Source organism: Croceivirga sp. JEA036, assembly GCF_011882165.1.
GTDB lineage: Bacteria > Bacteroidota > Bacteroidia > Flavobacteriales > Flavobacteriaceae > Croceivirga.
Genome location: NZ_JAATON010000005.1, coordinates 195550 through 209275, shown reverse-complemented (window position 1 = coordinate 209275; position 13726 = coordinate 195550). Strand labels below are relative to the sequence as shown.

General features: G+C 37.5%; 12 protein-coding genes. All 12 read right to left on the bottom strand.

Annotated features, from left to right (window positions below):
- Nucleotides 1-11 precede the first annotated feature (11 nt).
- Nucleotides 12-677, bottom strand: a complete 666-nt coding sequence (locus tag HCO57_RS13930) for a bifunctional 4-hydroxy-2-oxoglutarate aldolase/2-dehydro-3-deoxy-phosphogluconate aldolase (protein WP_136951017.1) — start codon at nt 675-677, stop codon at nt 12-14.
- Nucleotides 678-684: 7 nt separating this feature from the next.
- Nucleotides 685-1731, bottom strand: coding sequence for a sugar kinase (locus tag HCO57_RS13925; protein WP_167989524.1), 1047 nt, complete (start codon nt 1729-1731; stop codon nt 685-687).
- A 34-nt stretch (nt 1732-1765) separates the two neighbouring features.
- Complete coding sequence (locus HCO57_RS13920) at nt 1766-2521, bottom strand: SDR family NAD(P)-dependent oxidoreductase (RefSeq protein ID WP_167989523.1); 756 nt, start codon at nt 2519-2521, stop codon at nt 1766-1768.
- A gap of 12 nt (nt 2522-2533) precedes the next feature.
- Complete coding sequence (locus HCO57_RS13915) at nt 2534-3298, bottom strand: SDR family NAD(P)-dependent oxidoreductase (RefSeq protein WP_167989522.1); 765 nt, start codon at nt 3296-3298, stop codon at nt 2534-2536.
- Between the two features lie 33 nt (nt 3299-3331).
- The gene (locus HCO57_RS13910) at nt 3332-4633 is read right to left on the bottom strand and encodes an MFS transporter (RefSeq protein ID WP_136951014.1); all 1302 of its coding nucleotides are present in this window, start codon (nt 4631-4633) and stop codon (nt 3332-3334) included.
- A gap of 199 nt (nt 4634-4832) precedes the next feature.
- Entirely contained in the window at nt 4833-5540 is a 708-nt protein-coding gene (locus HCO57_RS13905) for a FadR/GntR family transcriptional regulator (protein ID WP_136951013.1), read from the bottom strand.
- Nucleotides 5541-5717: 177 nt separating this feature from the next.
- The gene (locus tag HCO57_RS13900) at nt 5718-6662 is read right to left on the bottom strand and encodes a polysaccharide lyase family 7 protein (protein WP_167989521.1); all 945 of its coding nucleotides are present in this window, start codon (nt 6660-6662) and stop codon (nt 5718-5720) included.
- A 10-nt stretch (nt 6663-6672) separates the two neighbouring features.
- A complete protein-coding gene (locus HCO57_RS13895; RefSeq protein WP_167989520.1) occupies nt 6673-7560 on the bottom strand; it encodes a polysaccharide lyase family 7 protein in 888 nt (295 codons plus the stop codon).
- A 41-nt stretch (nt 7561-7601) separates the two neighbouring features.
- Complete coding sequence (locus HCO57_RS13890; RefSeq protein WP_167989519.1) at nt 7602-8453, bottom strand: PKD domain-containing protein; 852 nt, start codon at nt 8451-8453, stop codon at nt 7602-7604.
- A 13-nt stretch (nt 8454-8466) separates the two neighbouring features.
- The gene (locus tag HCO57_RS13885; RefSeq protein WP_167989518.1) at nt 8467-9891 is read right to left on the bottom strand and encodes a RagB/SusD family nutrient uptake outer membrane protein; all 1425 of its coding nucleotides are present in this window, start codon (nt 9889-9891) and stop codon (nt 8467-8469) included.
- 28 nt (nt 9892-9919) lie between these two features.
- Nucleotides 9920-12961, bottom strand: coding sequence for a SusC/RagA family TonB-linked outer membrane protein (locus HCO57_RS13880; protein WP_167989517.1), 3042 nt, complete (start codon nt 12959-12961; stop codon nt 9920-9922).
- 411 nt (nt 12962-13372) lie between these two features.
- Entirely contained in the window at nt 13373-13720 is a 348-nt protein-coding gene (locus tag HCO57_RS13875; protein ID WP_136951007.1) for a cupin domain-containing protein, read from the bottom strand.
- Nucleotides 13721-13726 lie beyond the last annotated feature (6 nt).

The following is a 13726-nucleotide window of genomic DNA, read 5'->3' as shown; positions in this document are numbered from 1 at the left end:
TTAAACCGATATTATTGTAAAGATTTGATAGTTTCTAAAGTAGAAGCCACCAATTGCTGTAACCCATCGTAATCTTTATTTTCTAAAATAGTTTTAGAGATGAGCTTAGACCCCATACCTACGCAGGTTACTCCAGCATCAAACCAACCTTTTAGATTGTCTTTGTCTGTACTTACCCCGCCCGTTGGCATTACACTTGTCCAAGGTTGTGGGCCTTTAATGGCCTTTACAAATCCAGGACCGTAAGTAGAGCCCGGGAATAGCTTTACCAGCTCGCACCCCAACTCTTCTGCAGCATTAATCTCTGTTAAGCTACCGCAGCCTGGAGACCATAACACTTTTCTTCGGTTACAAACTTTTGCGATATCTTCTCTTAAAGATGGTGTTACTATAAAGTTAGCTCCCATTTGCATAAACAAGCTAGCTGCCGCTGCATCTGTAATGGAACCAACGCCCATAATCATGCCCGGTAGCTCTTTAATTGCATATTTGTTCAGCTCTAAAAATACTTCATAAGCAAAATCACCTCGTGCAGTGAATTCCATCAAACGTGCACCACCATCATAACAGGCTTTTAATACATTTTTACCCAATTCTACATCTGGGTGATAGAATAAAGGCACCATTCCGGTGTCCTTCATTGCTTGTATTACTTCAATTCTTGAATACTGTGCCATGCCATTTTTATCTAGCCACCCTTCCGGATGCATCACCACTCATTAATTTTTCTACTTCATCTACCGTAGCCAAATTAGCATCACCTTTAATCGTGTGCTTTAAGCAAGAAGCAGCAACTGCAAAATTCAAGGCGTTTTGGTCATCTTCCGGGTATTTTAATAATCCGTAGATTAAACCACCCATGAAAGAATCGCCCCCACCTACACGGTCTACAATGTGTGTAATCTGGTATTCTGGAGATTTGTACATGGTTGTACCATCGTACAATACACCTGCCCATGTGTTATGGCTTGCAGAAAGGGAACCTCTTAAGGTGGTAATTACTTTCTTAGCCCGTGGAAAACGTTTCATCATTTGCTCACAAACCGATAAAAATGCTTCGGCCTTTACGTGTTCTCCTTGAGTAGTAATATCTAAACCTTCTGGTTTAATGCCAAAATGCTTTTCTGCATCTTCTTCATTCCCCAAAACAATATCACAATACGATGTAAGCTCTGCCATTATTTCTTCGCGCTTAGCATCATCACAATATTTCCAAAGTTTAGCTCTATAATTTAAATCGGTAGAGATGGTAACACCCATATCACTAGCTGCTTTTACCGCTTCTAAACAAGCGTCTGCGGCACCTTGAGAAATGGCAGGGGTAATCCCTGTCCAGTGGAACCATTCTACACCTTCAAAAACAGATTTCCAGTCTACCATGCCTTTTTCAATCTCTGCCATAGCAGAATGTGCACGGTCATACACCACTTTACTACCTCTAGAAACCGCACCAGTTTCTAAAAAATAGATGCCTAAACGGTCACCACCGTAAACAATTTTATCCGTACCCACACCACGCTTACGCATTTCCATAAGGGCACATTGGCCAATATCATTTTTAGGTAAACGCGTTACAAAATCTACGGGTACACCATAATTGGCTAAGGATACGGCAACGTTACTCTCGCCACCACCATAGACCACATCAAAACTATTGGCTTGTGAAAATCTTAAAAACCCTTGAGGGGCCAATCGGAGCATAATTTCTCCAAAGGTTACTACTTTTTTCATTATTGACTGTTATGCTTTGTTGTTTGTAGAAAGCTTAGCTAAATGCCAAACCTCCGTTGATATCTATATTATTTCCGGTTACGAACGTGGCATCGTCCGTAGCCAAGTAAGCTACTAAATCAGCAACTTCTGCAGCTTGGCCTTCTCTACGCAAAGGAGTTACCGATGCTACTTTAGAGCGAATTTCATCCTTTGTAAAATCGTCATGAAATTTTGTACCGATTAGACCTGGACAAAGTGCGTTTACGCGAATTCCCTTTGGTCCTAATTCTTTGGCCATAGCCCTAGTAAAGGTTGTTACTGCTCCTTTAGAAGAACTGTACAAAGCAGAGCCGCCACCGCCGCCATCTCTAGCTGCTTGTGAAGAAATATTGATGATAGAAGCTCCTTTTCCCATCGAAGGTTCAAAAGCTTGGGATACAAATACCGTAGATTTAAAGTTCACGTTCATCACTAAATCATAAAACGCTTCATCGAACTCTTGTAAGGTCTTACGAGCAAATAAACCGCCAGCGTTGTTTACCAAAATATCCACCTTTTCTCCAAAAGCTTTAGTGACCGCTGCTTTTAGTTGTTGAATATCTTCTAGTATGGATACATCTGCTTTAACGGCAATTGCTTTTTTACCCAATGCTTCAATCTCTGCAACAGTTTCGTTGGCTCCTTTTTCTGAATTAAGGTAGTTTACCGCTACGTGAGCACCTTCTTTGGCTAATTTCACGGCTATAGCCCTACCAATATCTCTAGAACCACCAGTAACTACTGCAATTTTTCCTTCTAGCTTACCCATTTTTATATTTTATTAGATTCCTAATCCTTGTCCACCACCTACTTGGATGGTCTCTGCCGTTAAAAAGGCAGCATTGTCACTTACTAAGAAAGAAACCACAGAGGCTACATCCTCTGGCTGTCCCAATCTTCCTAGTAAAATATTATTCTTCCAAGAAGCGAATACTTCTGGTTTGGTTGATTTTATTTGGGTGTGGAATGGGGTATCTATTGTACCTGGAGAAACAGCGTTTACACGAATACCGTATTCTGCCAAATCTTTAGCTAACGCTCTAGTGATAGCATGTACACCTGCCTTAGATGTTCCATAAATACCTGCACCTGGCCCACCTGCATTCCAACCTGCAATAGACGTATAATTAATGATAGAAGCATTCTCTCCCTTTTTTAGGTAAGGAATTGCTGCTCTAGAAGCAAAGAAGGTAGAATCTAAGTTCAATGCCATTACAAAACGGTAGAATTCCGTTGTCATTTCTTCAAATCTAGAACGACCACCAAGACCACCGGCATTGTTGATAAGTGCATCTATTTTCCCGTACTTATCGCCAATAGCTATAATATTTTCGTTGACGGCATCTTCTTTGGTAACATCAAAACCATAATATTCTGCTTTGATACCCTCTGCCTCTAATTCTTTTACTCTTTCGGCACCTTTTTCGTCCTCGATACCATTAAGGATAACGGTGTATCCGTCTTGACCTAGCCTTTTGGCTACTTGAAAACCGATACCTCCTGTTGCACCAGTTATTACCGCTACTTTTCCGTTAGAATTGCTCATTTTATGTATTTGTTTGTATTATCTAATTACTAATTATTGTCTAGGTTTTAGCGGTGCAATCTTTGGGCATAAACCCCATACCGCTCCAAGGGCTACAAGTGCTAAGATGCCACCGATGATAAAGGCTGGTGTATAATTACCCCCTGTAGTAATAAATGTTACTAATAAGGTTAAACCTGCAGCACCCAATTTGGCCGCCATTCCTGAAAAACCAGAAAGCGTACCTACTATTTTACCGCTGAATAAATCGCTCGGAAGTGTTTGAATGTTACCTATAGCCACTTGAAAACCGAACAATAAAACAGCCATAATAATTACTGCATTGGTAGCCGTTCCTGGGGCTTTTAATAAAAAGAAACAAGGCAACATGATTAAACATCCTAGGGTTATGACCATTTTTCTAGTCTTATCTACAGACCAACCTGCTGTTATACGATTCTGCGCCAACAATCCACCTGCCCAAGCACCTAACATGGCACCTACATAAGGCAACCAGGCAGAGAACGCAATCTCTTTTACATTAAGTCCAAAAACTTCTGAAAGGTAAATGGGAATCCACACGATAAATAACCACCATATGGGGTCTATAGCGGCAGACGCAATAATTACACCCCAACTTTCTTTATGCTTTAAAAGTTTTCCCGTAGTTGGGTTATAGCCTTCATCATAATTTCCATCACCATCTAAATCTTGATTCTTTTGTCCGCTAAGAATATATTCTTTCTCCTCTTCTGATAGCCAAGGATGTTTTTTAGGGCTTGCTTTAACGATAAATAACCACGGTAATAACCATAGTAGCCCCAGTATACCCACCACAATAAAAATGGATTTCCATGCAAGAAAATCTGCTAATATTCCTATGATTGGATACGCCACAATACCCCCAATAGCTGCACCCGAATTAAAGATTCCTTGAGCAAAAGCACGCTCTTTGGTAGGGAACCATTCTGCATTTGCTTTAGCAGCCCCTGGCCAATTGCCCGCTTCTGCCAAACCTAGAATGGATCTAAATATGGAAAAGCTGTACAAACCTTGTGCTATTGCGTGTAACATAGTTGCAATGGACCAAACTGCAATAGACAATGCGAAACCCAACCTCGTGCCAATCCAATCAAAAATTTTACCAAATAAACCTTGACCTGCGGCGTAGGATAATATGAAAACAGTAGAAATTGAACCATAAATGGCCTTGTGCCCATCTGCATCCATATCTGGGAACAACTCTTTTGCAATATCTGGCCATAGTGCTCCAAAAGCCTGCCTATCTATGTAGTTTATGATTGCGGCTAAAGCTACCAATCCTACAACCCACCACCGTAATCCTTTAAATTTCATATACTTGTTTTTAAACAATTAAAACCCTATCCAGAATGTTACAACTACCTGTTATAACCATCCAGTTTTACATAAAACTTAGACAACATGCATGTTAATGATGCTAGGAACGCATCTTCAAATGTGTAGTAAGTTTTACTTCCCTCCTATTTCATGTATAACTATTGCAGGCGTGCAACTACAATAGTCAGCTTTTTTATTATTCTTTAGTATTGTAACAATACTGATACAAAATTTTAAAATGGACCTTCATTTTCTCTCTTGCCAACTGGGGGTCCTGCTTTTTTATCGCTTCATAAATATCCTCATGCTCTTGAATCCCTAAAAAAGATTGATTATTGTCACAAACATGATATTTTTCAAAATTGGTAATGATTTCTGGGGTGATAATCAACATGAACGTATTCATAGTACTATTTTTACTTGCCTTTGCAATGGCTAAGTGAAATAGCAAATCTTCCTGAACCGCATCTTCCCCATTTAAAACCTTTGCCTTATAGGCATCTAAGGTTTCTCTTATCTTTTTTAAATCCTCCTCTGTTCTTCTTAAGGATGCTAACTTCACCGTTTTAAGCTCTAATAGAATACGTGTTTCTACTAAAGATTTAAAATCAGGATCCTCTAATTTTAAAATGTCTTCTAACATCCCTTTCATAGCAATCTGGCCGATGTTTGCTATAAACGTACCGCTTTGTGGCTTGGATTTGAGAATCCCGAAAAATTCCAGTTTTTGAATTGCTTCTCTAACATTACTCCGGCTTACCTCAAATTTTTCCGATAACATACGCTCAGAAGGTAGCTTGTCCCCAGGTTCCAAATTTTTATAATCTATTAAGTCTCTCAACTTTTTAATGATATCTTTTTGGACGCCTTCGTTATCTCCCTTAGTAAGAATTTCCATTCTCATAAACTACCGAATTAAAATTGGTTAACCAGATTGGTTTGTTAAAATTACACAATTTGCAAAACCCACAAAACATTAATAAAGTTAAATTTCTCTTTTTATCACAGCTCTTAAAAACTGTTGACAAATTGCTATTTGTCAACAGCTTAAGAACCAAACTAAACTAACTCAATCTTTATGTTAATGGTCAATTTTTAATTGATAATATTTTACAGTTGCATTTGTCCCCTCTACTTTGCTTACAAAATAGTTACCAGCTTTAAAGTAGTTCTCAAATATGCCCCATCTACGCATATGTACATCTTCGTAAACAAACGTTTCTGCATTATTGAGACTTACTTCTAATTTATTTTTTGATGCCTTTACTGTTAAGTTAAATTTAGCTGTACCTACAACTTCAGAAAACTCTCTAACCGAATCTTTCCAAGCAGTAGTATATAAAATTTCAGTATCTGACAATGTAGTATCCTTGAGCATTTTTGTGTGCACCCTAACCTTATTTTTAGCCCAATAGATTTTTAAAACTGGGGGTGCATTATTATCATCTTCCCCTATTAAATCTCGTTGTTCATTTGTTAATCTGCCATGAATTTGCATTACAATTATGCGGTAAGGATTGCCATCTTGGTCCAAAGAAACCTCTGGAACCGATAATGTTCCAGATAGCTCCCCTCCTTGTTCAAACGTCCAATTTGTAGAATTGCTACCTGGCACCATTTGCTCTCTTAATTCTGTTCTAGAATAAGTACTATTAGCAGTACTAACTTCTGGAAAAGTATAAAAGACTAAAGAACCATCGGTAGAGTCGTTGTACATGTACGGCAATAAGGTCTCATTTGTAGCATAATCCAATATCTCTGGCGGCTCCACTTCTATGGGTTTACCATTGTTACCAATGGGTAGTGTTACCTTCCAATGGTTCAAGTCTATTGTAGGTAGTGTATAATTTGCTGTAGCATCTTCTTGTACCGTACCTTCTTCTTCTGCCTCAACATTGGGTTGCTCTTTAGCCACAACCTCTTCTTCTCCTTGCTTATCACTACAGCTTATTAAAACTGTTAGCAGCAAACTAAGTACTAAATAAAGATTATAGTTGTTATTTGATTTGGAACAAAAATTATACATCTATTAGTTATTAATGAGAAACGTTAAGCTGGTATATTTTCACCTTTGCAAAAGCACCATCATCCCTAGTTTGCAGATAATTACCTGCTTTAAAGTAGTTCTCAAAGATTCCCCATTTTTTTATATTGATGTCATCGTATACAAAATATTCGTTTTTATTTAGCGAAACGACCATTTTGCCATCTGTGACTTTAACTTCTAATTTAAATTTGTCAAAATTGACTTTTTCTTCAAAATTTCGACCTTCATCATCCCCCCAAACACTTTCGTGTAATAAGGCATCACCAGAAAGTCCTTTTACTTTTAGCACCTTGGTTTTCACCCTAATTTTACCATTATCCCAATAAATCTTTAAAATAGGAGGTGCATTGTTATCTTTTTGACCTATTAAGTCTCTTTGCTCATTGGTTAACCTACCATGTATTTGCATGATGATTACCTTATGGTATTTACCATCTGCTGCTTTAGAAACAGCGTCCATTCTCATAGTTCCACTAAGGGCACCACCCTCTGCAAAAGTCCAGTTTACATGGTTACTGCCTGGCTCCATTTGCTCCCTTAATTCTGTTCTAGAATATTTGGTGTTCGCAGTAGTTTTATTAGGAATAGCATGGAATACTATAGAACCATCTGTAGAATCCGTGTACATAAACGGTTTCAATTTTTCTATGGTAGCGTATTCCTTTATTTCTGGAGGGGTAACTTCATCTGGTTTCCCTGTTGGTATGGTCACCTTCCAGTGGGATAGGTCAATTTTCGGCAAACGATACTTTTTCTGTTTCTTAACTGGCTTCTCCTTGACTAAGCAAGTTGTGGTGTTAATCGCTACCTCTTGTGAATTCACCAACAATGTAAGGGTAAGCGTTAAAAAACTAAGTATGAATGCCGAAAATCTCATTATCCTTTTTAAACTAAAAAACTAAACTAAATACAACTATTTTACTGTGCAGGCTCTATAGATATATTATCTAACCTAGCCTCTGCTCCTTGATTGGTTATTAAAATTGCAATACTTGCATTTGCACCTGAGTTGAATGCTAAATCTACCTTTACATAATCATTAGCACTAGTTTGATTGTCACCTACAAAGTCTGCAAGTTTAGCAGCATCTAATTCTGCTAAATCACTAATACCACCACCTATTACAGATAAGGTTATGCTACCTGGATTATCTGTTTTAAGTGTGTAGTAATATGTTAATACATAATCTGTATTTGGAGTCACAGCTATATCTGACTGGTAAGCAACACGGTCACCAGCAGATGGGAATTTAGCCGCTTGATCACCAGACTGTACAGGGCTACCTGTTATCTGTATTACACCTCCAAAATCATTTCTCCAAGAATCACGACCATCTCCTGTTCCATCTGGTAAACTCAAATCTTCAAAATCTGCTTCTAAAACCACTGGAGTTATTACTTCTGGCTCTTCTGGCTCTACTACGGTTATATCCATAGTAAAAGTACTAACTGCACCCAACGCATCCGAAGCCGTTAAACTTACGGTATATGTGCCTTCTGCTGGGTAAATATTTACAGGGTCTATTTCATCTGAAGTGTTACCATCTCCAAAATCCCATGCATATGTAGTAGCACTATTAGACTGATTTGCAAAGGCGTACTGCAGAAAATCCACCTCGCTTTGCGATGCAGAAAAACTAGCACTAGGAGGAGTTAAATCGTCTATTGAGGCTTCTTCTGCTATATCATACTCAAAGTCGCACGCAGCAAGCCCAAGTAGGGCTATACCGGCGAACATATAATTTTTAATGTTATCTATAGAATTTTTCATTTCAATTTTAATTTTAGTAACCAGGATTTTGATTCATTAAACCTTTACTTAGGTTTATCTCATTCTGTGGAATTGGCAATAATAAATCTGTTGCTGTAAAACCGTATCCGTTAGCCGTAGAAAATGCTGATAATACATCTTGAGCAACACCAAATCTAATCAGATCAAATAATCTGTGATTTTCAAAAGCCAACTCTACCCTTCTTTCATTTAACAAATCTGTTTTAGTGATTGAGCTTACTGGAGTTGTAATTCCGGCTCTATCTCTTACCGTTTGAAATGATGATAATGCCGCACCTGCACTAGTTTCTTGACCGCCAGCTAATATAGCTTCTACATGCATTAAAAGAACATCTGCATAACGAATAACTATCCAATCATTACCAGATAAGGTTGCATCTGTACTAAAACTTTTTCCGTCTGCACCGCCGTCTTCTCCGTTTGGCAGATATTTTACCACTTGCGTTTGGGTTGGCTGTGAAGGATCAACACGATAAGAATATTGTGTTCTATCACCACCAAACTCGTCTAATGCAGCAATAGCCTCGTCAGTAACATAGTTTACACCAACAGTTCTACCCACACCATTCATGAACTCCGCAGAAAAATCCTGACTATCAGATTCGATACCTGGGTTGTAGGCGATAGCAAAAATTATTTCATTATTTCCTTCATTATAAAAAACATCATTAAAGTTTGATTCCAAAGCAAAACCGTAGCTCATAACGTTTTCACATAAAACTTGAGCTTCTGTATAATTACCAAGCGTTAAATGTACTTTAGCCAATAAAGCTTCTGCTGCTGCTTTAGATGCTCTAAATTTCTCCCCATTAGTTAATCCTGCAGCCGCAAAACCCAAGTCTTCCACTATTAATTCGTAAATAGTTGCAGCAGCTACCCTTGTAAATGCAGTTTCATTATCTAATGGCCCAATTAAGCCATCTATAAGAGGAATATCACCGTATAATCTTACTAGATTAAAATACGCGTAAGCTCTAACAAATTTTGCCTCTGCCTCAAATTGGGTCGCTTTAGCCTCAGAAGCATTTCCTAGGTTGGCGAGTACCAGATTAGCACGATAAATTACATTATAAAAACTCTTATAATAGTTGTTAACTATACCGTTAGCAGTAGAAACTGTAAACGATTCAAATTGGGCAGCTTCACCTTCTTGACTTTTAGTTCTAGTATTATCACTGCGCATTTCTGTTAAATAGTACTCTAACTGTACTCCCCTATTATCATTTAAGTTTGTAGAATTGATACCCTGAATAGCATCATACATTGCAATAACCCCAGTTTCAATCTCATCATCATTACTAAAATACCCTAAACTACTTACAGCAGCTTCTGGTACTGGCTCTAAAAAATCGTTCTCACAAGCTACTAACGAGCCTAGAATTAAAGCCAAACTAACATATTTGTATATAGTCTTCATTTTTAAATCTCTTCTTAATAGTTAAACCTTAAAATTCAATATTGGTACCAATAGAAATAGTTCTGAAAACAGGTGATCCTGCGCGCTGGTAACCATAAGTGGTTGGACTAGTATCATTGATTGATTCTGGATTAAAACCAGTGTAATCATCCGCAGTTAAATACATTAAATTTTGCCCTGTAACGTATAATCTAAAGCTACTAAGACCTAATTTGTCTGTAATGTCTTTAGAAAAATTATATCCTAAATTGACATTTCTTAATGCGATATAAGATGCATCTTGTATAATATCATCCGTAAAAATCTTTTCCTTTATAAATCCTTGGTCTGGAGTAATAGCAGGATCAAAATCTTGTGCACTGTTAAAGTGATTAAAGATGTATTGGTCTCCCATATTTCTTATTTCAGCACCATGACTTCCTTGGAATAAAAAGCTAAAATCTAAATTACCAAACTTAAAATCATTGGTTAAACTCCAAATCAATTCTGGATAAGGATCCCCTAAAATTGTCTTATCATCATCATCAATAAGACCATCTCCGTTTAAATCCTTTACATATACATCTTGTGCCTCACCACCTACTGGGTGATACGGGTTATTTAAATACTCCAAAGGAATGTCCCTATCAACAACCCATCCATAATAAGATGAAATTGGATTGCCAACTAAGTTAATCCACTCAGCTGCACGTTTGCTGTCCACATTTAATATCTGTCCATTAGCGTCTGCAAAGTCGGTCAACTCATTCTCATTCATAGAAGCTAAGAATGTAGTAGACCATCTAAATTTTTCTGTAGAGACGTTTCTAGTACGCAATTCTAGCTCCCAACCACTATTTTTAACTTGTCCTAAATTTACCAACGCACTGCTAAAACCAGTGGTTGAAGAAACAGGGTTATACAGCAAAAGTTTATCTGACTTACGCTCATAATAATCCACAGAACCTGAAACAACACCGTTGAAGAAACCAAAGTCTACCCCAGGATTGAATTCTTCTAAACGCTCCCATTGCAATGTTGGGTTTTGAATGTTTAATGCCACAAAGGCTGCTTGAGAATTATAAACTGCTGTACCTAATAATGGGATAGAAGGATATAAATCTATAACATCACTACCCGTATCTATATCTTTATTACCTGTATATCCATAACTCACTCTTAATTTAAGGTCACTGATAATTGAACTGTTGTTTAAGAAGTTTTCCTCAGAAACCCTCCAACCTAAAGAGGCAGCCGGGAAGTCTCCGAATTTTTTATCAACACCGAAAATAGAACTACCATCTCTTCTGTAACTAAAAGATGCTAAATACTTATTATCGAAAGCATAATTTAACCTACCAAAATAAGATTGAAATCTTTCATCCAACTTAAAAGAACCAATAGATGTCAATACAGTAGCTGCACTAAGGGTTTTTAACAAATCTGAGGTATAACCTGTACCTGCAGAACTATCACCTTGCCATTCCCATTTTTCACCAGAAAGACCAGCGATGGCAGAAATATCATGCTTACCAATAACTTTATCATAGGTAAAATAATTTTCTGAAACTACGTGAAATCTGTTTTCATTACTAACATTGTAACTTGCCGCAGATGCCCCATTTCTATTAGACTCTACTCCTTGCCATCTATCTCTAAACGTATTTTGATAGTCTCCAGATAGCACAGTTCTAAAACTTAAACCTTCTGCAATTTCATACTGCGCATAAACACTACCTGCAATTTTGAATTTATAATCATTACGGTCTCTTTCTAGAACCTTTGCAGCTGGGTTGGTATTAGATGTATTGGAAATATCCACCAATGCACTACCATCACCATACAAATCGTAGTTATCAAAATGTCTCTGTAATGCATAATCACCTATTTGCACGTCTGGATACACATTTCTATCTACATATTGAATAGTATTTGCATCATGATATACAGGTAACCAAGGTGTTTGTCTTAAAATATCATGCGTAGAACCGTCAAATCTTCTTCTTCTAGAGTAAGATGGCGCAATGTTAGCCCCTAACTTTACGCGCTCCCCTACGTTAGTATCTACCTTTAAACGCATGTTGTAACGCTTGTAATCATCTGTCAGCAATACCCCTTCATCATGCAAATATCCTAGGGAAGTGCTAAATTTAGTATTCTCACTACCGCCACGTGCACTTAAAGAATGACTTTCTATCTTACCGCCATCAAAAATTACATCTTGCCAATCGCGATCAATACCAATTAATTGCTTATATCTTGTCCTATCAGACAGTCCACCTGTAGCAGCTTGCTCTGCCGCTGCAGTCTCCGCAATAGAGAAATAATAGGCATCACTTTGCTTTGCTTCTTTAAAACCAGTATATCCATTATAGCTAAATTTGGTTTTACCTGTTTTACCTTGTTTTGTAGTAATTAAAATTACCCCATTAGCACCTCTAGAACCATAAATAGCAGAAGAAGCAGCATCCTTTAATACATCAAAACTCTGTACTTCATTCATATCTAAATTACCTAAGAAATCACTATCTACAGGCAAACCGTCTACCACTACTAAGGGTGCAGAATCACCGTTCAAGGAACCTACCCCTCTAATTCTAATAGTTGGTGCTGAACCTGCCTCACCTTCTGTAGCAGAAATATTTACACCAGCTATTTGCCCAACCAAGGCATCATCTACCCTAGCTACAGCTATCTGATCTAAGTCCTCATTCACCACCTGCGCAACCGCTCCGGTTAAATGAACTTTCTTTCTAGTTCCATAACCTACAATTACTACCTCATCTAATTGATTGGTATCTTCTTGTAACACCACATTTATGCTTTGCTGATTTTCTATTGAAATCGTTTGCGTAGCATAACCTAAATAAGAAATCTGGAGTGCTTCTCCTTGAGAAACAGCTATACTAAAGTTTCCATCAAAATCTGTGGTTGTTCCTCTAGTAGTATTTTGCACCAAAACGGTGGCCCCTGGAATCGGGATATTGTTGCTATCAGATACCGTACCTGTAACTGTAAAGGTATCTTGAGCAAATGTTTGTAAGCTTAAAAAGCCGACAAACAACAGCATTAATTTCAGTTTAAAATTCATTTGTTCAGTTAGTTTCTAATTAATTCTTCTTGCGCTCTCCCCCTGCTAAATTTTATGCAGTTTGTTTACTTTTCAATTACCTGCAATCGGTTGCAATCAAAATCAAATGAATTTTGTTAATTTTGTTGTAGCAGATTACAGTAATGTGTCTGTTTATTACTTCCCTCCGAAAGAAGTGATATTCCAAAAGGATAGGCGTGCACCTATCCTTTTTTTTATTTTTAAATTATTCTCATGTAGTCTATTTTAATTTGGCTACCCAAACTGGTCAACCAATTTGGTTTACCAAATATAAGTTACAGAAATGTTAATTAAAAATGATTTTGAAAAAATATCTTACAAAAATTACTTATTTAACAATTTACCCTGTAAAATTTGGCTGCATGAACAATTTTAGCCTTAGTTAAATGGCTATTCCATAAAATCTTCTCTTATAGGACTGAAAACATCAATTAAAATCCCTGTCTTTGTACAAGTTGCACCGTGTAGTACATGTGGCGGAATATATACACTATCCCCTTCCTTTACGGTTCTTTTTACACCACCGATGGTAAAATCAAACTCACCGCTAGCAACATAGGTTGTTTGAGAATGGTAATGCTCATGCTCATACCCAATACCCCCTTCATCAAAATGAACCTTTACGAGCATAATTTTATCATCATAGCCCATAATTTTTCGTTTTACGCCTTCACCAACAGTTTCCCATTCTTGGTCTTGATCCAATAAAAATTCTTTACTTGCTCCAAATGATTTCATCCTTTG